20 protein-coding genes are annotated in these 23,177 nt (G+C 64.8%); 8 read left to right on the forward strand and 12 right to left on the reverse strand.

The annotated features are described in order from the left end of the window. Positions 1-4: 4 nt before the first annotated feature. Complete coding sequence (locus tag CAG11_RS23430; RefSeq protein WP_085598204.1) at positions 5-439, forward strand: thioesterase family protein; 435 nt, start codon at positions 5-7, stop codon at positions 437-439. A 133-nt stretch (positions 440-572) separates the two neighbouring features. Here CAG11_RS23430 and CAG11_RS23435 read toward each other — a convergent pair whose 3' ends face one another. The 3 genes from CAG11_RS23435 to CAG11_RS23445 all read right to left on the reverse strand — a co-directional run bounded on the left by CAG11_RS23435 (position 573) and on the right by CAG11_RS23445 (position 4,777). After that, a complete protein-coding gene (locus CAG11_RS23435) occupies positions 573-1,046 on the reverse strand; it encodes a YMGG-like glycine zipper-containing protein (RefSeq protein WP_085598141.1) in 474 nt (157 codons plus the stop codon). A 225-nt stretch (positions 1,047-1,271) separates the two neighbouring features. Continuing rightward, complete coding sequence (locus CAG11_RS23440) at positions 1,272-3,620, reverse strand: FdhF/YdeP family oxidoreductase (protein ID WP_085598142.1); 2,349 nt, start codon at positions 3,618-3,620, stop codon at positions 1,272-1,274. A 269-nt stretch (positions 3,621-3,889) separates the two neighbouring features. Continuing rightward, positions 3,890-4,777, reverse strand: coding sequence for a LysR family transcriptional regulator (locus tag CAG11_RS23445; RefSeq protein WP_085598143.1), 888 nt, complete (start codon positions 4,775-4,777; stop codon positions 3,890-3,892). 135 nt (positions 4,778-4,912) lie between these two features. Between CAG11_RS23445 and lysM the strand changes: the two genes are divergently transcribed. Next, a complete protein-coding gene (gene lysM / locus CAG11_RS23450) occupies positions 4,913-5,353 on the forward strand; it encodes a peptidoglycan-binding protein LysM (RefSeq protein ID WP_085598144.1) in 441 nt (146 codons plus the stop codon). A 45-nt stretch (positions 5,354-5,398) separates the two neighbouring features. On the opposite strand, the gene yrfG is transcribed toward lysM, so the two are convergent. Further along, on the reverse strand, positions 5,399-6,067 hold the full coding sequence (gene yrfG, locus CAG11_RS23455) for a GMP/IMP nucleotidase (RefSeq protein ID WP_022644225.1): 669 nt from the start codon (positions 6,065-6,067) through the stop codon (positions 5,399-5,401). A 212-nt stretch (positions 6,068-6,279) separates the two neighbouring features. On the opposite strand from yrfG, the gene nudE reads away from it, so the two are divergent. Both nudE and cysQ read left to right on the forward strand, forming a co-directional pair. Further along, positions 6,280-6,846: an ADP compounds hydrolase NudE gene (gene nudE, locus CAG11_RS23460; RefSeq protein ID WP_053132652.1), complete on the forward strand. Its 567-nt coding sequence runs from the start codon at positions 6,280-6,282 to the stop codon at positions 6,844-6,846. An 11-nt stretch (positions 6,847-6,857) separates the two neighbouring features. Then, entirely contained in the window at positions 6,858-7,697 is an 840-nt protein-coding gene (cysQ, locus tag CAG11_RS23465) for a 3'(2'),5'-bisphosphate nucleotidase CysQ (RefSeq protein WP_085598145.1), read from the forward strand. Positions 7,698-7,746: 49 nt separating this feature from the next. Here the strand turns inward: cysQ and CAG11_RS23470 are convergent, their stop codons facing one another. The 7 genes from CAG11_RS23470 to rfbB form a co-directional block, all read right to left on the reverse strand. After that, positions 7,747-8,202, reverse strand: a complete 456-nt coding sequence (locus CAG11_RS23470) for a YiiD C-terminal domain-containing protein (RefSeq protein ID WP_085598146.1) — start codon at positions 8,200-8,202, stop codon at positions 7,747-7,749. Positions 8,203-8,240: 38 nt separating this feature from the next. Continuing rightward, entirely contained in the window at positions 8,241-9,647 is a 1,407-nt protein-coding gene (locus tag CAG11_RS23475) for a sigma-54 dependent transcriptional regulator (protein ID WP_085598147.1), read from the reverse strand. Positions 9,648-9,726: 79 nt separating this feature from the next. Next, the gene (locus CAG11_RS23480) at positions 9,727-11,535 is read right to left on the reverse strand and encodes an ATP-binding protein (RefSeq protein ID WP_085598148.1); all 1,809 of its coding nucleotides are present in this window, start codon (positions 11,533-11,535) and stop codon (positions 9,727-9,729) included. A 34-nt stretch (positions 11,536-11,569) separates the two neighbouring features. Continuing rightward, the gene (gene rfbD / locus CAG11_RS23485) at positions 11,570-12,451 is read right to left on the reverse strand and encodes a dTDP-4-dehydrorhamnose reductase (protein WP_022644231.1); all 882 of its coding nucleotides are present in this window, start codon (positions 12,449-12,451) and stop codon (positions 11,570-11,572) included. Further along, positions 12,448-12,993 carry a dTDP-4-dehydrorhamnose 3,5-epimerase gene (rfbC, locus tag CAG11_RS23490; RefSeq protein WP_085598149.1) on the reverse strand — a complete coding sequence of 182 codons (546 nt, stop codon included), beginning with the start codon at positions 12,991-12,993 and terminating at the stop codon, positions 12,448-12,450. The genes rfbD and rfbC overlap by 4 nt, the downstream gene beginning before the upstream one ends. Further along, a complete protein-coding gene (gene rfbA, locus CAG11_RS23495; RefSeq protein ID WP_085598150.1) occupies positions 12,990-13,865 on the reverse strand; it encodes a glucose-1-phosphate thymidylyltransferase RfbA in 876 nt (291 codons plus the stop codon). Before rfbA ends, rfbC begins: the two co-directional genes overlap by 4 nt. Beyond that, a complete protein-coding gene (rfbB, locus tag CAG11_RS23500) occupies positions 13,862-14,944 on the reverse strand; it encodes a dTDP-glucose 4,6-dehydratase (protein ID WP_085598151.1) in 1,083 nt (360 codons plus the stop codon). Before rfbB ends, rfbA begins: the two co-directional genes overlap by 4 nt. 229 nt (positions 14,945-15,173) lie before the next feature. Here rfbB and CAG11_RS23505 point away from each other — a divergent pair, with 229 nt between their 5' ends. The 4 genes from CAG11_RS23505 to CAG11_RS23520 all read left to right on the forward strand — a co-directional run bounded on the left by CAG11_RS23505 (position 15,174) and on the right by CAG11_RS23520 (position 20,805). Further along, positions 15,174-18,092, forward strand: coding sequence for an aminotransferase (locus CAG11_RS23505; protein WP_085598152.1), 2,919 nt, complete (start codon positions 15,174-15,176; stop codon positions 18,090-18,092). Between the two features lie 275 nt (positions 18,093-18,367). After that, positions 18,368-19,246 (forward strand): N-carbamoylputrescine amidase, encoded by an 879-nt coding sequence (gene aguB, locus CAG11_RS23510; RefSeq protein ID WP_085598153.1) that lies wholly within the window; start codon positions 18,368-18,370, stop codon positions 19,244-19,246. A 5-nt stretch (positions 19,247-19,251) separates the two neighbouring features. Next, complete coding sequence (aguA, locus tag CAG11_RS23515) at positions 19,252-20,358, forward strand: agmatine deiminase (protein WP_085598154.1); 1,107 nt, start codon at positions 19,252-19,254, stop codon at positions 20,356-20,358. A gap of 246 nt (positions 20,359-20,604) precedes the next feature. Next, the gene (locus tag CAG11_RS23520) at positions 20,605-20,805 is read left to right on the forward strand and encodes a hypothetical protein (RefSeq protein WP_085598155.1); all 201 of its coding nucleotides are present in this window, start codon (positions 20,605-20,607) and stop codon (positions 20,803-20,805) included. A 69-nt stretch (positions 20,806-20,874) separates the two neighbouring features. Here CAG11_RS23520 and CAG11_RS23525 read toward each other — a convergent pair whose 3' ends face one another. Beyond that, on the reverse strand, positions 20,875-22,965 hold the full coding sequence (locus tag CAG11_RS23525; RefSeq protein WP_085598156.1) for a TonB-dependent siderophore receptor: 2,091 nt from the start codon (positions 22,963-22,965) through the stop codon (positions 20,875-20,877). Between the last annotated feature and the right edge of the window lie 212 nt (positions 22,966-23,177).

Below are 23,177 nucleotides of genomic sequence, written 5' to 3' on the forward strand. Positions count from 1 at the left end.
CCTGATGTCCGAGCTTGTGCCACAACGCAGCGACTACCGCCATTTCCAGCCGATCACCACCCGCTGGCACGACAATGATGTCTACGGCCACGTGAACAACGTCACCTACTACAGCTTCTTCGACACGGCGGTGAATACCTACCTGATCGAGCAGGGTGGCCTGGATATCCACGATGGCGAGGTGGTGGGGTTCGTGGTCAGCTCGGCTTGCGATTACTTCGCGTCCGTGGCCTATCCCGAACGTATCGAGGTCGGCCTGCGGGTCGGCAAGCTGGGCAACAGCTCGGTGCAATACGAGCTGGCGGTATTCAAGCTGGGGGAGGGGGAGCCGTGCGCGGCGGGGCGTTTCGTCCATGTGTTCGTGGATCGGGCGTCGAACCTTCCGGTGCCGATTCCAGCGGTCCTGCGCGCAGCCCTGGAACAGCTGCTGGTGGCCTGAGTCTCGAAACCTGATTGCACTGCAGGACCCGTAGCCGCTGCTGCAGGCTGCGATCGGCGCCGCAGCCTCTGGTCTGGCGAGGCCCTCGGCCTCGCGCCCAGTGAGCGGTAGCGGCTACGGGGTGCCGGGTCGATCAGTCATCGTAGTGACGATGCTTGCGATGGCCATAGGCATGGCCACGACCACGGTGGCCGTCGCGGTAGTAGCGGCGGTCGCGATCGCGGCGGTATTCGCGATCTTCCCGGGCGCTTTCGTTACCCATGTAGTTACCCAGTGCGCCGCCGGCACCACCGCCGGCCGCTGCACCGATCAGGCTGCCGGTGTTGCCGCCCATGCTGCGGCCCACGACGTTGCCGCCTGCCGCGCCCAAGGCGCCACCGATGGCTGCCTGGCCACGGCTGCGCTTATCGGCGCCGACCGCGCTGCCGCCCGCGCCGCCGATGGCCGCGCCAATGGCCGAACCGGTATTGCCGCCCAGCTGCTGGCCGACCACCGAGCCTAGAACCCCGCCCAATGCGCCGCCCACACCTGCTTCAGTGGTGCCACCGGCAGAGGCGACGCCGCTGACCAGGCCAAGGGACAACAAGAGAATCGAGGAGAACTTCATACATGAGCCTCAAAGGGATGACGGCGCGATCCTGAGGCTGTACCGCGAGGCTTACAAACGAAATCCGACGAATAGCACGAGTTGTACACAATCTCGCAACTTATTGTTTTTAATGGGGAACTTAAGTGATTTTCGCAGGTCTACGGTTACTTGACGAAGGCCGCTCCCTGCATGCAGGGGCGGCCTTTTTCGTGCCTGGGACAACGCTGTTGCAAACGCGGTGGATCAGGCCGAGCGGGCCATGATCAGGCCATTGTCGCTGGCAGCTTCCAGGCGGATGGCGATGAACTTGGAGGTCGGGGTGTGGCTGCCGTCGCCGGTGCTTTCCAGCGGTACCAGCGGATTCACCTCCGGGTAGTAGGCCGCGGCCTGGCCGGCCGGGATATCGAAGGCCAGCAGGGTGAAACCCTTGACCCGCCGTTCGCGGCCATCGTTCCACAACGACACGATGTCGGCTTTCTGTCCCGGCTTGAAGCCCAGGCGGATGATGTCCGCCTCGTTGGCGAACAGCACGTCGCGCTGGCCCTTGACCCCACGATAGCGGTCATCGAGGCCGTAGATGGTGGTGTTGTACTGGTCGTGGGAGCGCATCGACTGCAGGATCAGGTCCGGCAACTGGCCACTGGCCCGGGTGCGTTCGTCGATCAGGTCCCTGGGCAGCAGGTTGGCGCGGAAGTTGGCGCGCCCCGAGGAGGTGTTCCATTGGCGGGCGCCGGCGGCGTTGCCCAGGTAGAAGCCGCCTGGGTGCTTGAGCCGCTCGTTGAATTCCTTGAAGCCCGGGATGGTGTCGGCGATCAGGTCGCGGATGCGCCCGTAGTCTGCTGCCAGCCAACTCCAGTCCACCGGGCGGTTGCCCAGGGTGGCCGAGGCGATGCCGGCGAGGATCCAGGGTTCGGAACGCATGTGCACCGACAGCGGCTGCAATTGGCCGTTGGAGGCGTGGACCATGCTGAAGGAGTCTTCCACGGTCACCGCTTGCGGACCGCCGGCCTGCAGGTCGATGTCGGTGCGGCCCAGGCACGGCAGGATCAGTGCATCCTTGCCGTGGGCCAGATGGCTGCGATTGAGCTTGGTGCTGATCTGCACGGTGAGGTCGCAGTTGCGCAGGGCCTGGAACGTCCGCTCGCTATCCGGAGTGGCCTGGGCGAAGTTGCCCCCAAGGCCGATGAATACCTTGGAACGGCCTTCGAGCATGGCGTGAATCGCCTCGACCACGTTATGGCCGTTGTCCCTGGGCACCTTGAACTGGAAACGCCGCTCCAGCGAATCGAGGAAGGCCACCGGCGGCCGCTCGTTGATGCCCATGGTGCGGTCGCCCTGGACGTTACTGTGGCCGCGGACCGGACACAGGCCGGCGCCGGGCCTGCCGACGTTGCCGCGCAGCAGCATCAGGTTGGCGATTTCCTGGATGGTCGCCACCGAATGGCGATGCTGGGTAATGCCCATGGCCCAGCACATGATGACGTTCTTGCCCTTGGCGTACATGCGCGCCGCCTGCTCGATCTCCACCAGGGTCAGGCCCGACTGCTCGACGATCTGCTCCCACGGGGTGTCGTCGATGGTGCCCAGGTATTCCAGCACCTGGGCGGTGTGGGTGTTGAGGAAGTCGTGGTCGAACACGGCCGCGGTCCCGGCCTTTTGCGCATCGCGTTCCCATTGCAGGAGGAACTTGGCCATGCCGCGCAGCAACGCCATGTCGCCACCCAGGGCCGGGCGCAAGTACGCGGTGTTGGTCGGACGGTTGCCGTTGGTGAGCATCTCCAGGGGGTTCTGCGGGTGCTGGAAGCGTTCCAGGCCGCGCTCTTTCAGCGGGTTCACGCACACTACCTGGGCGCCGCGCTTCACCGCCTCGCGCAGGGGCTCGAGCATCCGCGGATGGTTGGTGCCGGGGTTCTGGCCCCAGACGAAGATCGCGTCCGAGTGCTCGAAGTCGTCGAAGGTCACCGTGCCCTTGCCCACCCCGACGCTCTGCGCCAGGGCCACGCCACTGGCTTCGTGGCACATGTTCGAACAGTCGGGGAAGTTGTTGGTGCCGTAGGCCCGCACGAACAGCTGGTAGAGATAGGCCGCCTCGTTGCTGGCCCGGCCCGAGGTGTAGAACTCGGCCATGTCCGGGCTCGGCAGGTTCAGCAGGTGGCGGGCGATCAGGCTGAAGGCGTCTTCCCAACTGATGGGACGATAGCGGTCGGTCTCGGCGTCGTAGCTCATCGGCTCGGTCAACCGGCCCTGGTATTCGAGCCAGTAGTCGCTCTGTTCCAACAGGGAGCTAACGCTGTGCTTGGCGAAGAAGGCGCCGTCCACCCGGCGTTTGGTGGCTTCCCAGTTCACTGCCTTGGCGCCGTTTTCGCAGAACTTGACCATGCCGCTTTCCGGCGAGTCGCCCCAGGCGCAGCCCGGGCAGTCGAAACCACCGTTCTGGTTGGTCTTGAGCATCATGCGGATGTTCTTCAGGGCGTTGTCGCTGGTCAGCCAGGCCTGGGCCACGCTGATCAGGGCGCCCCAACCGCCGGCCGGTCCCTTGTAGGGCTTGTAGCGGGCCACGGGTTTCTGGTCGGCTTGGTTATGTGTACTCACGGGCGACTCTCCATCGCGGGGCTGTCGGGACGCAGTGCGCTGCGATGCGGCAGGTGGACAAGATAGTGACGGTGATGACGCGGCCCTTGCCGGGTGTGGCGCAAGCTCGAGAAGCGAGCGCGGGGGGGCGGGCCTCGCAGGAGCTGGCGCTGCGCAGGGCGGGCGTTTGGCGTTCATCGGGGGATCAGCGGCGTACTGGGGGGCAAGCCTAAGCGCGGCATTGTGTCGCGTCTAATTGCTAGTACTGATCCTTTGATAGATGGCGTCGATCAAAGACCGCCGAGGAGCTTGCGGTAGAGGGCGAAGCAGGCCTCGGCCAGGGCCGAGCGTGGCGCGCTGCGGCGCATGATCAAGCCCAGGCGGGCCAGGGTCTGGGCATCCTCTATCGGCTGCAGGCGCAGGTGTTCGGTCATGGCTTCCAGGCCGCTGTCCAGGGGCATCACCGCACAGCACAGGCCGCCGTGGACCATCTGCACCAGCTGATGGACGGCATCGGTCTGCAGGACGGGGCGTGGGTGCAGCCCGCGGATATGGAAGTTGTGATCGATGGACTGGCGAAAATGCATGCCGCTGGTCAGCAGGCCCAGGGGCAATTCGGTCAGCGCCTCCCAGCTCAGCGGTTGCTCGCCGAAGCTGAAGTGCCGTTGGTCGTACAGCAGTCCCATATGCGTCTGGGCCAGGGTCAGGGAGTCGAAGTGCTCGCCGTCCAGGCGTTCCAGGTAGGAAACCCCGAGGTCCAGGCGATTGCTCGCCAACTGCTCGAGAATCTGTTCCGAGCTCAGGGACGAGAGTTCGAAGCGCAAGTGCGGGTGCTCGGCGTGCAGGCGCTGCATCAGTGGCTGTGGGTCGAAGCTCGACAACGGGACAACTCCCAGGCGCAGGGTGCCCACCAGGTTGCCGCGGCAGGCAGCGGCTTCGGCCAGCAGCCCGTCATAGGCGGTGAGCACGGTGCGGGCCCAGGCCAGGACGCGCTCGCCGGGTGCGGTGAAACCTTCGAAACGCTGGCCACGATTGACCAGCGGCAGTTCGAGTTCTTCCTCGAGGTTGCGCAGGCGCATCGACAGGGTCGGCTGGGTGATATGGCAGCGCGCGGCGGCCTGGCCGAAGTGGCGGGTTTCGTCCAGGGCGATGAGGAATTTCAGCTGCTTGATGTCCATCTTCGCTCCGGTGCGACAAAAGGCCGGGATTCTACCGTGCCGGCGCGGCCTTGGTCAGTGGTCGGCCGGGAACCACGATCGGCCGGGCTGGTCTAGTCTTTCGCATCTGGATCTATCAACCAAGGAGTGTGCGACATGAGCATTTTCAGCTTTGTGAAGGAAGCGGGCGAGAAACTGATCGACCTGCTGACCCCCGGTAACGCCAACGCCAGTGAGCAGCTCAAGGAGCACATCGCCAAGGTCGGCCTGGGCAACCCCAACGTCCAGGCGACGGTGGAAGGCGACAAGGTCATCGTCAAGGGCGAAGTGGCGAGCCAGGAAGAGAAGGAAAAGATCCTCCTGGCCCTGGGCAACATCGCCGGCGTCGGCAGCGTCGAGGACCAGATCATCGTCAGCGGCCCGGTCGCCGCTACGGCGGTCTTCGTCACCGTGAAGAAGGGCGATACCCTGAGCGCCATCGCCAAGGCGCAATACGGCGATGCCAACAAGTACAACAAGATCTTCGAGGCCAACAAGCCCCTGTTGTCCCATCCGGACAAGATCTATCCGGGCCAGGTCCTGCGCATTCCCGAGTGAGCCGATAGCCCGGGTTGCCAACAGGCCCGCACGGATGCGGGCCTGTTACTCGGCCAACCCGTCGAGCAATTCCCGATAATCCCCTACCGCAGCGAATTCCGCCGTGTCCTTCGGCCCCTTGCGGCTGTCCGGCTGGCTGACCGCGAGCAATTGCGCGACCCCGAAGTCCCGGGCGCTGCGCAGGATCGGCAAGGTGTCGTCGATGAACAGGCTGCGGGTCGGATCGAAGCGGATATCGGCCTGCAGGGCTTCCCAGAACTGCGGGTCCTCCTTGGGAAAGCCGTAGTCGTGGGAACTGATCAGGCGTTCGAAGTAGGGCGCCAGCTCGATCCGCTCCAGCTTCAACGACAGGGAGTCGCGGTGGGCGTTGGTGATCAGGATCACCCGCTTGCCGGCGCGTCCCAGTGCTGCGAGGAAGGTGTCGGCGTCCGGACGCAGGGCGATCAGGTGGGCGGTCTCCAGCTTCAGCTCGCGCACAGGCAGCTTCAGCTCGGTGCTCCAGAAGTCCAGGCAATACCACTGCAACCGACCGGCGTTACGCTCGAACAGCGGGCGCAGTTCCAGCTCCGCCATGGCCCGGCTCACCCCGTGCAGCTCGGCATAGCGCTGGGGCAGGTGCTCCAGCCAGAAATGGTTGTCGTAGTGCAGGTCCAGCAAGGTGCCGTCCATGTCCAGCAGGACGGTATCGATATCGCGCCAGGGCATCAGGGCCATTGACTACTTCTCCAATGGAAAACGGTCGACCGGCAGGGCCGACGAAGCGGGAGGGGCCGAGGCCGTGCACCCGGCGTAAAAAAACGCCCCCGGCAGGGGCGATCAGATGCAGTAGACAATAGGCCTCGCAGCGCCTGTGCGCTGCCGCAATCTGCAACCCAGTCACTTTCAAACAGGCTGTATAGTAACCCGCTATCGCCAAGGAGCCCGCCATGCGTCAGAAACCCACCGTACTTGCCCGAGAGATCGTCGCTTCCAGTCGCCTGTTCTGTGTCGAACAGTTGCAGCTGCGGTTCGCCAATGGTGCCGAACGTACCTACGAGCGGCTGGTGGGGCGGGGCGCGGGTTATGGCGCGGTGATGGTCGTGGCCATGCTCGATGCCGAGCACGCGGTGCTGGTGGAGGAATACTGCGGCGGCACCGATGCCTACGAGCTGTCCCTGCCCAAGGGCCTGATCGAGCCTGGCGAGGACGTGCTGGCGGCGGCCGAGCGTGAGCTCAAGGAAGAAGCCGGCTTCGGGGCGCGCCAGCTGGAGCACCTGACCGAGCTGTCGTTGTCCCCGGGCTACATGAGCCAGAAGATCCAGGTGGTGCTGGCCACCGACCTGTACGAAGAACGCCTGGAGGGCGATGAACCCGAGCCGATGCGGGTCGACAAGGTCAACCTGCGAGAGTTGTCTGGCCTGGCGCAGAATCCCCAGTTCAGCGAAGGCCGGGCCCTGGCCGCGTTGTACCTGGCCCGCGACCTGCTGAGCCAGCGCGGGGTCTTTCAAGCATGAGTGAGATAGCGATGACGCTTCCCCATCCTTTCCTGGCTCCGGTAATGGAGTTGGCGCTGCGTGCCGGCGACGCCATCCTGCCGTTCTGGCGCGCCGATGTGGCGGTCGAGCACAAGGCCGACGAATCCCCGGTGACGGCGGCCGACCTGGCCGCGCACCACCTGATCGTGGCCGGCCTCAAGACCTTGGCCCCGGACATCCCGGTGCTGTCCGAGGAAGACGCCGACATTCCCCAGGCGACCCGGGCCAGCTGGCAGCGCTGGTGGCTGGTGGACCCGCTGGACGGCACCAAGGAGTTCATTGCCGGTAGCGAGGAGTTCACCGTCAACATCGCCCTGATCGAGCAGGGGCGCGTGGTGTTCGGCGTGGTGGCGATGCCCACCAATGGCCGTTGCTACCTGGGTGGCGCCGGCCTGGGTGCCTGGCGTGCCGAGCGTGGCCAGGCGCTGCAGGCGATCGCCGTGCGGGAGCAGCCGGTGGGCCAGGCCTTCACCGTGGTGGCCAGCCGGCGCCATTCGAGCCCGGCGCAAGAACGCCTGCTCGGTGGCTTGAGCGCTACCCTGGGTGAGCTGCAACTGGCCAACATCGGCAGCTCGTTGAAGTTCTGCCTGCTGGCCGAAGGGACGGCGGATTGTTATCCACGGCTGGCGCCCACGTCGCAATGGGACACGGCGGCGGCCCAGGGCGTGCTTGAAGGCGCCGGGGGCGAGGTGCTGGATCTTGCCGGCGCGCCGTTCTGCTATCCGCCTCGGGAGTCGCTGCTCAACGACTTCTTCGTGGCGTTGCCCGCCAAGGCCCCTTGGCGGTCCAGGCTGCTGGAACTCTGTGGCGCCCAGGACGGGCAGCGCTGATACCACAGGCGAGCCGAGCCCCCGGGTAAAGTCCCGGAGCAGGCCGATTTCAGCGGTGCAGCACGTACTGGCCGGCGAACAGCACCGCGGCTTCTTCGCTGCCGGCATTCACCACCTTGGTGTGCAGGGTCAGGCGTGCCCGACCGTAGCGCTGGTACATCGACAGGAATCTCTTCCAGACCTTGTCCTCGGGGGCCGCGCAGATCGCCTGGGCGTCACCGGTGACCGGCAGCGGGTAGCTGATCTGCCCTTCCTGGATGACGATGTGCCCGTCCTCGATTCCCTCCTCCCGCAGCCGCAGGTGCAGCCAGCCCCAGCCAGCCAGTACCGCGCCGCAATAGAGGCTGCCACCGAACATGGTGCTCTTGTGGTTCACGTTGGCTTCCAGGGGCAATTGCAGGCGTAGTTGCTGCGCCTGCCAGTCGAGCACCTTCAGGCCCATTTCCCGAGTCAGGGGAATGTCATGGTGGAGGATGGATTCCAGGTATCGACTGTCGCGGTTCATGCATGGGCCTCGGGGGTCGGGAGTTGGCTGGGAGTGGTTCATTCCGATTCGTCGCCGGGTTGTCCGGCGCCGCTGTCTGCGAAGTTCAGGCCATGCTTGCGCAGCTTGTCGTGCAGGGTCTTGCGCGGGATGCCCAAGGCCTCGGCGAGACTGCGCAGCGAGCTGTGGGGCTGGGCCATTTCGGCGGCGATCAGCGATTTCTCGAAATGCTCGACCTGTTCGCTCAGGCCGCCGCTGATCAGCGGTGCGGTCGCGGCTGGGGCCTGTCCCGGATCGCCGTTGTCCAGGGCCAACTCCAGGCCCAGGGCGAAGCGCTCGGCGACGTTCTGCAACTCGCGCACGTTGCCCGGCCAGGTGTGGCGCAGCAGCAGGGCACGGTGCCCCGGTTGCAGCTCCTGGACCGGCAGGCCGTGGCGGCTGCTGGCTTCATCGGCAAAGTGCTGGAACAGCATCAGCACATCCTCGCCGCGCTCGCGCAGTGGCGGAATCCGCAGTGGCGCCACGTTCAGGCGGTAGTAGAGGTCGGCGCGGAAACGCCCCTGGTCCGCTGCCTGGCGCAGGTCTTCCTTGGTCGCGGCGATGATGCGGATATCCAGCGGGATCAGTTGGTTGCCGCCCAGGCGCTCCACCACTCGCTCCTGGAGCAGGCGCAGCAGCTTGACCTGGACATCCAGGCTCATGCTTTCGATTTCATCGAGGAACAGCGTGCCGCCATTGGCGAACTCGAACTTGCCGATGCGCCGCTTCTGCGCGCCGGTGAAGGCTCCAGGTTCGTGGCCGAACAGCTCGCTCTCCACCACCGACTCCGCCAGGGCCCCGGCGTTGATCGCGACGAACGGTCCGTTACGTCTTCCTGACAGATCGTGCAGGGCCCGGGCCACCACCTCCTTGCCGGCCCCGGTTTCGCCGAGGATCAGCACATCGGCGCGGGTCGCCGCCAGGGCGCCGATCTGCTGGCGCAGGCGCAGGATGGAAGCCGACTGTCCCACCAGCCTGGCGCTCAGTTCCTGGCGATCGCTCAGGGCCAGGCGCAGGCTGCGGTTGTCCAGCACCAGGCGGCGCCAGGCCAGGGCGCGGCGCACGCTGTCCAGCAGGGCATCGCTGGCGAAGGGTTTTTCCAGGAAGTCGTAGGCCCCGGCGCGCATCGCCTGTACCGCCAGGGGCACGTCGCCATGCCCGGTGATCAGCAGCACTGGCAGTTCCGGGTCCTGGGCATGCAACTGGCTCAGCAGTTCCATGCCGTCGATGCCGGGCATGCGGATGTCACTGACCACCACCCCCGGCCAATCCCGCTCCAGGCGCTCGGCCAGGCCCTGGGCCTCGCCCAGGGACAAGACCTTGAGCCCGGCCAGGTCCAGGGTCTGGCTCAAGGCCTGGCGCAGGTGCGGGTCGTCGTCGATCAACACCACTTGCAACTGGGGGTCGAGGCTGTCGGGACGGGTCATCGGTGGCTTTCCAGATCGTGTCGTGGCCGGCCATGCCAGGCCGGTCCATGGATTATCGGCTTGCGGGCTGCGTCGTGTCTCATACTCCGCGATCCTCGGACGGCTGCGGGCTGACGCCCGGAGCCCCGGCACGCAGGCGCAGGGTGATCAGCGCACCGCCTTCGCGGTGGTTGGCGAACGACAGCTCGCCGCCGAAGGCCCGCATCAGGGTGTCGCAGATCGCCAGTCCGAGCCCCAGGCCCTGGGTGCGCGTCTTGGTGGTGTAGAACGGTTCGCCAGCACGGCCCAGGGCTTCCATGCAGAAGCCCGGGCCGTTATCGCGAATGCACAGGTTGACGCCCGTGGCGGTGGATTCGGCACTCAGCCACAGTTTGCGCGGTGGGCCTTTTTCAGTGAGGGCATCCAGGGCGTTGGCCAGCAGGTTGCCCAGCACCTGGCGCAGGCGGGTTTCCCCGGCTTGGACCCAAAGGGTAGCGGCCGGCAGGTCGCGGATCAGCTCCACATCCATGGCCCGGCGCCGCTTGGCCAACAGGGCCAGGGCATCGTCCAGGGCCGGCTGCAGGGCGACGCTCTCCGGTGCGTGGTGATCGCGCCGGGCAAAGGCCCGCAGGTGGGTGATGATCGAGGCCATGCGTCCGGTCAGTTCGCTGATCAGCTTGAGGTTGCCCCGGGCGTCGTCGGTGCGTTGATGGTCCAGCAGCACTTCGGCGTTCTCCGCGTAGCTGCGGATCGCTGCCAGGGGCTGGTTGAGTTCGTGGCTGATACTGGCGGACATGGTGCCCAGTGCCGAGAGCTTGCCGGCCTGGACCAGATCGTCCTGGGCGCGCACCAGATCCTGCTGGGCGTTCTCACGCTCCAGCACTTCCTGTTTCAGGCGTCGGTTGAGGTTTTCCAGGTCGCTGGTGCGTTCGGCCACGCGCATCTCCAGCTCGCGCCGCGCCTTGCCTTCGAAGGCGATCCGTTCCAGGTAGTGCCGGCGCCGCTGCATCATCAGCCCGAGCAGCAGCATCAGCACCAGCAGCGCGGCGGCGCCCACCGCCACCACGGTTCGTACTGGACGGTCGATGAGCGTGCGCGGGGCGAGGATGCTGACGCTCCAGCCGGTCTCCTCGATCTGCTGGGTCTGGGTCAGCCAGGCATCGGGAGTGAGGTTCAGTGGGCGCGGGTCGCGGGTCGGGTAGGGCTGGATGGCGATGATCGCCTGGTGTTCCTGCTCGCTCAGGGCCCGGGTCGCGCGAAAGCGCCATTCCTGGCGCGAGGTCAGGATCACCACGCCATTGTGGTCGGTCACCAGCAACTGCTCCGGGGTCTTGCCCCAGAGTCTCTCGGTGTGGTCCAGGTCCACCTTGACCACCAGCACGCCGAGCATGCGCTCGCCGTCGCGCACCGCGGCGGCGAAGAAATAGCCACGTTTGGCCGAGGTGGTGCCCAGGCCGAAGAAGCGCCCCAGGCGCCCGGCCATGGCTTCGCTGAAATAGGGGCGGAAGGCGAAGTTGCGCCCGACGAAGCTGTCGTGCTTGTCCCAGTTGGAGGCCGCCAGGGTATTGCCGCTGGTGTCCATCAGGTACATGACCTCGGCACCGGTCTGGGCACTGATGTTCTTCAGCAGGCGGTTGGCGTTGCCTTGGGTCACGCCATCGTCCGGGGCGCCCAGTACCGCCCGTAGTGCGGGCAGGTCGCCGAGGATCTGCGGCAGCACCTCGTAGCGGTGCAGGGTGCCCAGCAGGTTGGCCACGTACAGGTCCAGGGTCTGGCGATTCTGCCCGGCCAGCTCATTGCGGTAGTAGCGTTCCGCCAGGTGCTGCAGTGGCCACAGCAGTGGAGCCAGGCACAGCGCCAGCAGGGCCAGGCTGCGCCAGCGGGGACGACGGGGAAGGGGTGGGGTCATGGAAACGGCGCCTGTGGTTACAGGCGCATTATGCCTAGCCCTGCTCGGCAAGACACTCGCGCAATGCGGTGTGCCAGTCCGGCTGGATCACGCCCCACTCCCGCTCCAGGCGGCTGCAGTCCAGGCGCGAGTTCAGCGGTCGTGGCGCCGGGGTCGGGTAGGCGCTGGAAGGAATGGCCTCCAGTACCGCGCAAGGCTTGTCCATGGCCAACAGCTGCTCGCCGATGGCCTGGGCAAAGCCGAACCAGGACGTCTCGCCATGGGCGGTCAGGTGGTAGGTGCCCCAGGCTCCGGGGTTTCCTGCCTGCCAGCGTTCGATCAGGGCCCGGGTGCTATTGGCGATGGTGCCGGCCCAGGTCGGGGCGCCGACCTGGTCGGCTACCACGCGCAGTTCCGGGCGTTCCTGCAACAGGCGCTGCATGGTCAGGAGGAAGTTCTTGCCATGGCTGGAATAGACCCAGCTGGTGCGCAGGATCAGGTGCTGGCCCTGCACCAGGTTGATGGCCCGTTCGCCGGCCAGCTTGCTCTGGCCATAGACGCTCAGCGGATGGGGCTCGTCTTCCTCGACGTAGGGGCTGTCCTTGCTGCCGTCGAATACATAGTCGGTGGAGTAGTGGATCAAGGGGATGCCCAGCTCGAAGGCCTCCTGGGCGAAGATCCCGGGCGCGGTGGCGTTGATCGCGTAGGCCAGTTCCGCCTCGCTTTCGGCCTGGTCGACCGCAGTGTGGGCGGCGGCGTTGATGATCAGGTCGGGGCGCAGTGTGCGCACCTGCTGGCGGATCTGCTCCGGATGGCTCAGGTCCAGCTGGTCGCGGCCCAGGACCAGCAGTTCGCCCAGGTCGCCCAGGCGCTTTTGCAGTTCGCGGGAAACCTGGCCGTGCTGGCCGCTGATGAGGATCTTCAGTGGAGTGTTCATGGGAACAGGTCGGCCTCAGTCAACAGGCTCGCTGCCTGGTCCTTGGCGGAGAGTTGCGGGGGCTCGCTGAGCTCCCAGTCGATGGCCAGCGTCGGATCGTCCCAGCGGATACTGCGCTCTGCCGATGGCGTGTAGTAGTCGGTGGTCTTGTAGAGGAACTCGGCGTAATCGCTTAGCACCACAAAACCATGGGCGAAGCCCTCGGGTACCCACATCTGGCGATGATTGGCCGCCGATAGGCGTACTGCCACCCACTGGCCGAAGTGTGGTGAGCTGCGACGGATATCGACGGCGACGTCGAGCACTTCGCCCTGGGTCACGCGCACCAGCTTGCCCTGGGTGTTCTGCAACTGGTAATGCAGGCCGCGCAGCACGCCCTTCTGCGAGCGCGAGTGGTTGTCCTGGACGAACTGCACGTCGACCCCGGTCGCTTCGGCGAAGACCTTGGCATTGAAGCTTTCGTAGAAGAAACCACGTTCGTCGCCGAACACCTTGGGCTCGATGATCAGCACGCCGGGCAGTTCGGTGGCAATGACCTTCATTGGTTTTCTCCAGCCAGGGTGAACAGGTACTGGCCGTAGCCGGTCTTGCCGAAATAGGCTGCGCGCTCGAGCAGATGCTCGCGGCTGATCCAGCGGTTTTCGTAGGCGATCTCTTCCAGGCAGGCGACCTTCAGGCCCTGGCGGTGCTCGATGGTCTGCACGTATTGCGAGGCTTCCAGCAAGCTGTCGTGGGTACCGGTATCGAGCCAGGCGAACCCACGGCCGAAGCGCTCCACATGCAGGTCGCCGCGCTTGAGATAGGCGTTGTTGACGTCGGTGATCTCCAGCTCGCCCCGTGGCGAAGGCTTGACCTGCTTGGCGATCTGCACCACGTCGTTGTCATAGAAGTACAGGCCGGTGACGGCATAGCTGGACTTGGGTTTCTTGGGCTTTTCCTCGATGGACAGGGCCCGTCCTTCGTTGTCGAAGTCGATGACCCCGAAACGCTCGGGATCCTTGACCCAATAGCCGAACACCGTGGCGCCGCTGGAGCGCTTGGCAGCCATGCGCAATTGCTCGCCGAAATACTGGCCGTGGAAGATGTTGTCACCCAGGATCAGGCACACCGGGTCATCGCCGATGAACTGCTCGCCGATCAGGAAGGCCTGGGCCAGGCCGTCTGGCGAAGGCTGCTCGGCGTAGCTCAAGCGCACGCCGAACTGGCTGCCATCGCCCAGCAGGTTGCGATACTGGGGCAAGTCCTGGGGGGTAGAGATGATCAGGATGTCCTGGATGCCAGCCAGCATCAGCACCGAGATCGGGTAGTAGATCATCGGCTTGTCATAGATCGGCAGCAATTGCTTGGAAACGCCGAGGGTGATGGGATGCAGGCGGGTGCCGGATCCGCCTGCCAATACGATGCCCTTGATCATGCAATCAGATCCTTGATGTCGGTGGAGCCCAGGCGTTCGCCCTGGTAGCTGCCGTCTTGTACCCGACGGCACCATTCGAGGTTTTCCAGATACCACTGCACGGTCTTGCGCAGCCCGCTGGTAAAGGTCTCCTGGGGTACCCAGCCCAGTTCGCGTTCGATCTTGCCGGCGTCGATGGCATAGCGCAGATCGTGGCCGGGACGGTCCTGGACGAAGGTGATCAGGTCGGCGTAGTGGCCCACGCCCTCGGGTTTGTGTGGGGCCAGTTCTTCCAGCAGGCTGCAGATGCCGCGCACCACGTCGATGTTCTTCTGTTCGTTATGGCCGCCGATGTTGTAGGTCTCGCCCACCACGCCCTCGGTAACCACCTTGAACAGGGCCCGGGCATGATCCTCGACGTACAGCCAGTCCCGTACTTGCAGGCCATTGCCATAGACCGGTAGTGGCTTGCCCGCCAGTGCATTGAGGATCACCAACGGGATCAGCTTCTCGGGGAAGTGGAACGGGCCATAGTTGTTGGAGCAGTTGGTGATCAGGACCGGCAGGCCGTAGGTGCGCTGCCAGGCGCGGACCAGGTGATCGGACGCGGCCTTGCTCGCGGAATAGGGCGAACTGGGGGCATAGGGCGTGGTTTCGGTGAACAGGTCGTCGACGCCATGCAGGTCGCCGTAGACCTCGTCGGTGGAAATATGGTGGAAACGGAAGGCGGCTTTTTCCGCCTCGGGCAACCGGTGCCAGTAAGCGCGGGTCGCTTCCAGCAGGCTGTAGGTGCCGACGATGTTGGTCTGGATGAAGTCCGACGGTCCGTCGATGGAGCGGTCCACATGGGATTCGGCTGCCAGGTGCATGATGGCATGGGGCTGGAAGCGGGCCAGTATGGCACTGACGGTGGCCTGGTCGACGATGTCGGCCTTGACGAATTCATAGCGGCTGTTGCTGGCGATGCTATGCAGCGATTCCAGGTTGCCCGCATAGGTCAGCTTGTCCAGGTTCAGGACTTCATGTTCCGTGTGCTGGATCAGGTGGCGGACCAGGGCCGAGCCGATAAAGCCGGCTCCGCCGGTGACAAGAATGCGCATGTGTAAGGGCCTGTGTCCTTGAAAGATCATTTACTGCGGAAAATGCAGCATAGCTTGTCGGCACGAAGCCCGTGGTGCAATAGGGTGCTGGCCATCGATTACATCCTTGGCGCGCTGAATATCCCGGGGACGCGGCCGGAACCGACGTCCGCTCGACGAACCGGGGGTTGCGCAACGTTCCGGCCAGTGGCGATATAGGCGGCCAATGACAATTTCCAGGGGTCGTCGTATGTTGCTCGCCACTTTGATCCATCGTGCCAGCCTGCCCAGTCCACAGGTCACGGCGCAGCAGGCGCTGGAGTTGCTGCAGGCCCACTATGGGCTGCACGGCACCTTGCAGTCCCTGGGCAGCCAGCAGGACCTCAACTATCGCGTCGACACTGCCCAAGGCCGCTTTGTCCTGAAGATCTGCCGTGGCGACTATGCCGCCCTGGAGTTGCAGGCCCAGCACGAGGGCCTCAGGCATTTGCGCCAGTATCCCGGGCTGCGGGTTCCCCGCGTCATCCCGGCCAGCAACGGTGAAGAACTGCTGACCCTGGAGATTGCCGGGCAAGCCCTGCATGTGCGCCTGCTCGACTATATAGACGGCCGCTCCCTGACCCACTTGCCGCACTTGGGGGTGGAACTGGTGGCCGGCCTGGGCCGGCTCTGCGGGCAGATGGACCTGGCCCTGGCGGATTTCCAGCACCCAGGGCTGGAGCGCACCCTGCAGTGGGACGCCCGGCATGCCCAGGCCCTGATCGAACACCTGTTGCCGGTCATTGAGGATCCCCAGCAGCGTGCCCTGCTCGCCGCTGCCGCCCAGGGTGCCGAGCATCGCCTGCGCCCGCTGGTCGAGCAGTTGCCAGTGCAGGCGATCCACATGGACATCACCGATGACAACGTGGTCTGGCAGCGTGACGCGGCGCGCCACTGGCAGGTGCAGGGAGTGATCGACTTCGGCGACCTGGTCCGTACCTGGCGCATCACCGACCTGTCGGTGACCTGTGCCTCACTGCTGCACCATGCCGAGGGCGATCCGCTGCGCATCCTGCCGGCGATCCAGGCTTATCACCGGGTCAATCCGCTGCAGCGGGCGGAGCTGCTGGCGCTCTGGCCGCTGATCGTGGCCCGGGCCGCGGTGCTGGTGCTCAGTGGCGAGCAGCAGTTGGCTATCGACCCGGACAACCAATACAGCCGCGCCAACTTGAACCATGAGTGGGAGATCTTCCGGGTCGCCGCCTCGGTGCCGTTCGAGCTGATGGAGGCGGCCATTCTCAGCGCCGCCGGCCAGGCACTGCCGGCCATTGCCAGCGAAGGCTTCGCTGCGCTGTTGCCGAGCCTGGTGGGACGCGAGTTCGCCCTGATCGACCTGGGGGTGCTAAGCCCGCATTTCGAGGCGGGCAACTGGGAGCAGCCAGGCATCGACGACCGCTTGCTGGCCGAAGCCGGGGCTGCCCATGGCCTGGCCGCCAGCCGCTACGGTCAGTACCGCTTGTCCCGGACCCAGCCCGACTGCGCGCACGAACCCCAGACCTGCCCGTTGCATGTGCAGTTGCAAGTGCCTGCGGGCACAACGGTGGAGGCGCCGTTCGCCGGCGTCCTGCACGCGGCCGCGGATGGCTTGCTACGCCTGGACGGCCCGGGCTCGAGCCTGCGCCTGTGGGGCGTCGAGGCCTCGGTGCATGCAGGGGCGGCGCTGGTCAAGGGCCAGGTGCTGGGAGCAGTGGCCGCCGACGGCCGGCTCAAGGTCCAGCTCTGCCGCAGTGCCGAACTCGCGCCGCCGCTGTTCTGCAGCCCTTCATGGGCCCCGGCCTGGCAGGCCCTGTGTCCGTCGCCGGCGGCGCTGCTGGGACTGGCCTGCGATGCCGAGCCGGAAATGGACGCCCAGGCCCTGCTGGCCCGGCGCGACGCCAGCTTTGCCCGTACCCAGAAGCATTATTACGTCGATCCGCCACGGATCGAGCGCGGCTGGCGCAACCACCTGATCGACATGCAGGGGCGTTCCTACCTGGACATGCTCAATAACGTCGCGGTGCTCGGTCATGGCCACCCGCGCATGGCCGCCGAGGCGGCGCGCCAGTGGTCGTTGCTCAATACCAACTCGCGCTTTCACTACGCGGCCATCGCCGAGTTTTCCGAGCGCCTGCTGGCCCTGGCCCCGGACTCCATGGACCGGGTGTTCCTGGTCAACAGCGGCACCGAGGCCAACGACCTGGCGATCCGCCTGGCCTGGGCCTACAGCGGCGGCCGCGACATGCTCAGCGTGCTGGAGGCCTACCACGGCTGGTCGGTAGCCGCCGATGCGGTCTCCACCTCCATCGCCGATAACCCCCGGGCCCTGGACAGCCGTCCGGACTGGGTCCATCCGGTGACCGCGCCCAACACCTACCGCGGCCAATTCCGTGGTCCGGACACCACGCAACAGTACCTGCGCAGCGTCGACCAGCAACTGGCCAAGCTCGACGAGACGGGCCGCCAGCTGGCCGGTTTCATCTGCGAGCCGGTATATGGCAACGCCGGCGGCATCTCGTTGCCCCGCGGCTACTTGCACGAGGTCTACCAGCGGGTCCGGGAGCGGGGCGGGGTGTGCATCGCCGACGAGGTCCAGGTGGGTTATGGCCGCATGGGCGAATTCTTCTGGGGCTTCCAGGAGCAAGGCGTGGTGCCGGACATCATCACCATGGCCAAGGGCATGGGTAACGGCCAGCCCCTGGGCGCGGTGATCACCCGGCGCGAGATCGCCGAGGCGCTGGAGGCCGAGGGGTACTTCTTCTCCTCGTCCGGCGGCAGCCCGGTCAGTTGCCGCATCGGCATCGCGGTGCTGGATGTGATGCGCGACGAAGGGCTCTGGGACAACGCGCGGGTAGTAGGCGAGCATTTCCGCCAGCGCCTGGAAGCGCTCAAGGAGCGGCATCCGCTGGTGGGCGCGGTGCATGGCTCGGGGTTCTACCTGGGCCTGGAGTTGATCCGCGATCACCAGACCCTGGAGCCGGCCACCGAGGAAACCGCCCTGCTCTGCGAGCGCCTGCGCGAGCTGGGGATCTTCATGCAGCCCACCGGCGACTATCTCAACATCCTCAAGATCAAGCCGCCGATGGTCACCACCCGGCAGAGCGTCGATTTTTTTGTCGACATGCTGTCCAAGGTGCTCGACGAAGACCTCTAGGATCCTTGCCCATCCTGGTTCTTTCCTGGCCGGCCATCCGCCCGCAGCGTCCTGCCTGCGGGAGAGGAGGCCGGCCAAATGTTTTATCCGCCGATTACGTGGCCTAAAAATCGATTTATATCTGTGTTTTATCAATTATTTATTTATCAGACTGATTTATAGGCTTCTAAAGTCGATTTTTATCGGATATAAAATGGCCGTTATCGGGCCCGCAGTGCTGCGTCCTGCCCATTCCCGTCGTCATCGACTGCGTCCATTCGTCCAGGAGTTGATCCATGAGCCGTACCGTTACCGTCGCCGCTACCCAGATGGCCTGTTCCTGGGACCTTGAGGCCAACCTCGAAACCGCCGAGAAGCTGGTGCGCGAAGCCGCCGCCAAGGGTGCGCAGATCATCCTGGTCCAGGAGCTGTTCGAGACCCCGTACTTCTGCCAGAAACCCAATCCGCACTACCTGCAACTGGCCACTGCGGCCGAGTCCAATGTGGCCATCGCGCATTTCCAGAAGCTTGCCCGGGAGCTGCAGGTGGTGTTGCCCGTCAGCTTCTTCGAGCTGGCCGGCCGGGCGCGTTTCAATAGCATCGCGATCATCGATGCCGATGGCAGCAACCTTGGGATCTATCGCAAAAGCCATATCCCGGACGGCCCCGGTTACCACGAAAAGTACTACTTCAACCCGGGGGATACCGGCTTCAAGGTATGGAACACCCGCTACGCCAAGATCGGCGTGGGCATCTGCTGGGACCAGTGGTTCCCCGAGTGCGCACGCAGCATGGCCTTGCAGGGGGCAGAGATCCTGTTCTACCCCACCGCCATCGGCAGCGAGCCCCACGATTCGAGCATTTCCTCCCGCGACCACTGGCAGCGGGTGCAACAGGGCCATGCCGGTGCCAACCTGATGCCGCTGGTGGCCAGCAACCGCATCGGCAACGAGGAACAGGACGGCTACGACATCACCTTCTACGGTTCGTCCTTCATCGCCAACCAGTTCGGCGAGAAGGTCCAGGAGCTCAACCAGACCGAAGAAGGTATCCTTGTGCACAGTTTCGACCTCGACGAGCTCGAGCACATCCGCAGCGCCTGGGGCAGTTTCCGTGACCGCCGTCCGAACCTCTATGGCGCCCTGAAAACCCTCGACGGTTCCCTGGAGTCCTGAACACTATGAGTACTTTGCACAGCACGCCGCGCGCCGACGGTTTCTACATGCCGGCCGAGTGGGCCCCCCAGACCCAGGCCTGGATGATCTGGCCCGAGCGCCCGGACAACTGGCGCCTGGGCGGCAAGCCGGCCCAGGCGGCCCACGCCGCGGTGGCCAAGGCCATCGCCCGCTTCGAACCTGTGACCGTGGCAGTCTCCGCGGCTCAATATGAAAACGCCCGGGCGCGCCTGGACGTACCCAACATCCGTGTGGTGGAAATGTCCAGCGACGATGCCTGGGTTCGCGACACCGGCCCGACCTTCGTCATCAACGACGCCGGCGAAGTGCGTGGCGTGCACTGGGGCTTCAATTCCTGGGGTGGCTTCGAGGGCGGCCTGTACGCGCCGTGGAACCGCGACGAGCAGGTAGCCAGCAAGGTGCTGGAGATCGAGCGTTGCCAGGAATACCGCACCGAAGGCTTCGTGCTCGAGGGCGGTTCGATCCACGTCGATGGCGAAGGCACCCTGATCACCACCGAGGAATGCCTGCTCAACCACAACCGCAATCCACACCTGTCCCGCGAGCAGATCGAAGCGGTGTTGCGCGATCACCTGGCGGTGGAGCAGATCGTCTGGCTGCCCGATGGCCTGTACAACGACGAGACCGACGGCCATGTGGATAACTTCTGCTGCTACGTGCGCCCGGGTGAAGTGCTGCTGGCCTGGACCGACGATCCACAGGACCCGAACTATCCGCGTTGCCAGGCGGCCATGAAGGTCCTGGAAAACACCCGTGACGCCAAGGGACGCGCCTTCAAGGTGCACAAGATGCCGATTCCCGGCCCGCTGTTCGCCACCGAAGAAGAGTGCGCCGGGGTCGATGTGGTGGCCGGTAGCCAGGAGCGCAACCCCTCGGTGCGCCTGGCCGGTTCCTACGTGAACTTCCTGATCGTCAACGGCGGGATCATCGCCCCGAGTTTCGATGATCCGATGGACGCGCCAGCCAAGGCGATCCTGCAGCAATTGTTTCCCGAGCACGAAGTGGTGATGGTGCCTGGGCGCGAACTGTTACTGGGCGGCGGGAATATCCACTGCCTTACCCAACAACAGCCCGCCCCGCGCCGGGTTTGAGTGCCGTTGTAACAGAACTTGTTGCCTGTTCGACGGCCTCGACCCCGGGCCTGCCCCGGGGTCTTCCAGCCAGCCCGCGGCCCAGATGGGCCGCGGGCTTTTTCATGGCCGCACATCGGCGCGCCAGGCACATTGGCATAGCTCTTGTATCTGCCTGGTAGTGATTCTGAGACATGTGGAACTCTGATGTTCTGTCATAAACCTTGGATAAGTTAGGCCGCTCAGAAACCGGGAGAGAGCGCTGGAATGAATATAGTCAGCGAGCGGGCATCGCATCCCTTGGCAATGAGCAATGAAGCGCTGCAAGTTCTGGTGCAATGGTTGAAATCCAATGGAACGCGTCAGATCAGGGAACCTGATCCGCGCCGGATCATCATTGAGCGTTACCCCGCTGGTTTGCTCAGCGAGGCGGAACTGCAAGCGTTGTGGGACGTGGTGAAAGGATAGAAAGACAAGGATCGTGAAAAAGCGCTGCCAGGATGGCAGCGCTTTTTTTTCGCCGGTGATCCGGGTGGATCAGAAGCTGTAGGTACCGGTGACCACCAGGCTGCGCGGATCGCCCGGCTGGATCTGGGAAGCGCTGGTGGCGGAGCTGTAGTAGTCGCGGTTGGCGATGTTGTTCAGCGCCGCGCGTACATCCCAGTCCTTGTGCCGGTAGCCGGCCAGGGCATCCCAGCGGCCGTAGCCGGGGAGTACGAACTTGTTCTGCGGATCGGCATAGCGGTCGCCTACCAGGGTCAGGCCGGTCTCGGCATACCAGCCCAGTTCCGGCTTCCAGGTGACGAACAGGCTGGCATTGCGCTTGGCCACATCGTTGACACGATTGCCCTGGTTGCCGTTGTCGTCCTTGACGATAGTCGCGTCCTGCAGGCCCATGCCGCCGCGCACATACCAGTTGCCGATCACATTGCCGGTGGCGGTGAGCTCGATGCCTCGCGAGCGCTGCAGGCCCGTCATCAGGTAGGTCCCCTTGTTCAGTGGATCCTCGGTGCGACGGTTGTACAACTCGATTTCGTACAGGGCCAGGGTGGTGCTCAGGCGCTCGTCGAGCCATTCGCTCTTGATCCCGATTTCCTTCTGCCGGGTCAGCTCCGGATCGGTCTGGTTGGTGTTGCCCTTGGCCCCCGGGGTGATGCCGATGAGGCCGCCACCGACCGGGGCAAAGGATTTGCTCCAGGACGCGTAGAACGAGTGATCTTTCCAGGGGGTGTAGACCACGCCCACGCGCGGGCTGGTGCTGGTGCTGTCCTGCTTCTCCCGCAGGCCTGAAAGTCTGCTGGTGGTGTCCACTTCGAACCGGTCGAAGCGTGCGCCGGCCAGCAGTTGCCACTCATCGTTCAGGCGAATCTGGTCTTGCAGGTACAGGCCGGTGCTGTCGACCTGGGTCAGGTTGTTGCTGAACACTTTCATCGCGCCATTGTGCTGGGCACCTGGCGTGGAACCACTCAATGGCACCGAGGGCACGCCCACTCCCTGGTTGAGCAGCGAGTGACGGCGCTGCTCGCCCATCTCCAGGCCCACCAGCAAGGTGTGTTCGATGTCGTAGGTCTGGACATGGCCTTCGAGCTCGACGGTGTTGTACAGGTTGCGGGTGCTCAGGTCCTGTTGCCAGCGCTGGCGGTCCACCAGGCCCGTCGCCGGTTTGTAGGTGGTCAGGTAGGTATTGTCGAAGTCACTCTCCAGCTTGAACAGGCTGAAGGTATGGCGCAGTTGCCACTGCTCGTTGAGCTCATAGTTCAGGCGCGAACGCAGCGATTGGGCGCGGTCGTTGATGTAGTCGCGCTGGGTATCGCCATAGGTGGTCTTGCGGCTGACGTCGGCGGGGCGCCCGGTCAGCGGGTTGCCCGGGATGCCGCGATCCGGGGTGCGGTCGTAGCGGCTGTACTCGTACTGCACCAGCCAGTTCAGCTCCGGTGTCAGTTGCCAGCTCATCGAGGGGGCGAACAGTTGGCGGTGATTGCCGTCGATGCCATCGCGAAAGCTGTTCTTGTCCTCATTGCCCAGGTTCAGGCGCAGGCTGATGTTGTCCGTCGGGTCAGCGCTGAGATCGGCGTACAGGCTGCGCAGGTCCTGGCTGCCGCCCTGGACTTCGACGCTGGAGCGGCGGCCGGCTTCGGGCAGCTTGCTCACCCGGTTGATGATGCCGCCCTGGCTGCCACGGCCATAGAGCACTGCCGCAGGACCTTTGAGTACTTCGATCCGCTCGATGTTGTGCAGGTCGCGCACATATTGGCTGTCGTCACGGACACCATCCAGGTAGAAGTCGTTGCTGGCGTCGAAACCACGGATGCGCACGCTGTCGAAGCGGGTGTCGGCACCGCTGCTGACGTTGGGGATGCCGCTCAGGGCGCTGCCCAGGTCGTTGGTGCCGTAATCCCGCAGGTTGGCGGTCTTGACCGTGTCGATGGCCTGGGGCACGTAGCGTGCGGGAGTCGAAGTGCGGGTCGCGGTACTGACTTCCCTGACCCGCGGATCATCAGGGTCGGACTCTGCCTGGGCACGAATGGAAGTCGTCGGCAGGGTGGTACCGGCGGCGCAGGCGAAACCGGCGGCCAGCAGGGTGCAAAGTCCCAGGGACAGGGGAGTGAGGCGGAAATGGGCAGGCATTTTTGTCGCGCATCCGAGAGGGGGGTGATTCGGGAAGGCGCGAATGGTAATGGTTGCTATTTGCTTGTGTTAACTATTTGCTAAAACTATTCCGCTTCTATTGTTTCTAATTATGTCAAAGCTGTAACGGTTCATCTCCTGGCATCCACCTGCCCATTCATGGGCATCTAGCGGCGCGATTCGACCGGATCCTGAAACAGTCTGGAAGGCAT

The sequence above is a fragment of the Pseudomonas sp. B6(2017) genome, from assembly GCF_002112765.1.
Lineage (GTDB): Bacteria > Pseudomonadota > Gammaproteobacteria > Pseudomonadales > Pseudomonadaceae > Aquipseudomonas > Aquipseudomonas piscis.

Excerpts from the sequence above, each read along its gene's own strand:
- CAG11_RS23520 (WP_085598155.1), top strand. The coding sequence starts at position 20,605 with ATGAATATAGTCAGCGAGCGGGCATCGCATCCCTTGGCAATGAGCAAT.
- CAG11_RS23475 (WP_085598147.1), bottom strand. The coding sequence starts at position 9,647 with ATGACCCGTCCCGACAGCCTCGACCCCCAGTTGCAAGTGGTGTTGATC.
- CAG11_RS23480 (WP_085598148.1), bottom strand. The coding sequence starts at position 11,535 with ATGACCCCACCCCTTCCCCGTCGTCCCCGCTGGCGCAGCCTGGCCCTG.
- rfbB (WP_085598151.1), bottom strand. The coding sequence starts at position 14,944 with ATGCGCATTCTTGTCACCGGCGGAGCCGGCTTTATCGGCTCGGCCCTG.
- nudE (WP_053132652.1), top strand. The coding sequence starts at position 6,280 with ATGCGTCAGAAACCCACCGTACTTGCCCGAGAGATCGTCGCTTCCAGT.
- CAG11_RS23470 (WP_085598146.1), bottom strand. The coding sequence starts at position 8,202 with ATGAACCGCGACAGTCGATACCTGGAATCCATCCTCCACCATGACATT.
- lysM (WP_085598144.1), top strand. The coding sequence starts at position 4,913 with ATGAGCATTTTCAGCTTTGTGAAGGAAGCGGGCGAGAAACTGATCGAC.
- CAG11_RS23435 (WP_085598141.1), bottom strand. The coding sequence starts at position 1,046 with ATGAAGTTCTCCTCGATTCTCTTGTTGTCCCTTGGCCTGGTCAGCGGC.
- CAG11_RS23505 (WP_085598152.1), top strand. The coding sequence starts at position 15,174 with ATGTTGCTCGCCACTTTGATCCATCGTGCCAGCCTGCCCAGTCCACAG.
- rfbD (WP_022644231.1), bottom strand. The coding sequence starts at position 12,451 with ATGAACACTCCACTGAAGATCCTCATCAGCGGCCAGCACGGCCAGGTT.
- aguA (WP_085598154.1), top strand. The coding sequence starts at position 19,252 with ATGAGTACTTTGCACAGCACGCCGCGCGCCGACGGTTTCTACATGCCG.
- cysQ (WP_085598145.1), top strand. The coding sequence starts at position 6,858 with ATGACGCTTCCCCATCCTTTCCTGGCTCCGGTAATGGAGTTGGCGCTG.
- rfbA (WP_085598150.1), bottom strand. The coding sequence starts at position 13,865 with ATGATCAAGGGCATCGTATTGGCAGGCGGATCCGGCACCCGCCTGCAT.
- CAG11_RS23445 (WP_085598143.1), bottom strand. The coding sequence starts at position 4,777 with ATGGACATCAAGCAGCTGAAATTCCTCATCGCCCTGGACGAAACCCGC.
- CAG11_RS23525 (WP_085598156.1), bottom strand. The coding sequence starts at position 22,965 with ATGCCTGCCCATTTCCGCCTCACTCCCCTGTCCCTGGGACTTTGCACC.
- rfbC (WP_085598149.1), bottom strand. The coding sequence starts at position 12,993 with ATGAAGGTCATTGCCACCGAACTGCCCGGCGTGCTGATCATCGAGCCC.
- aguB (WP_085598153.1), top strand. The coding sequence starts at position 18,368 with ATGAGCCGTACCGTTACCGTCGCCGCTACCCAGATGGCCTGTTCCTGG.
- yrfG (WP_022644225.1), bottom strand. The coding sequence starts at position 6,067 with ATGGCCCTGATGCCCTGGCGCGATATCGATACCGTCCTGCTGGACATG.
- CAG11_RS23430 (WP_085598204.1), top strand. The coding sequence starts at position 5 with ATGTCCGAGCTTGTGCCACAACGCAGCGACTACCGCCATTTCCAGCCG.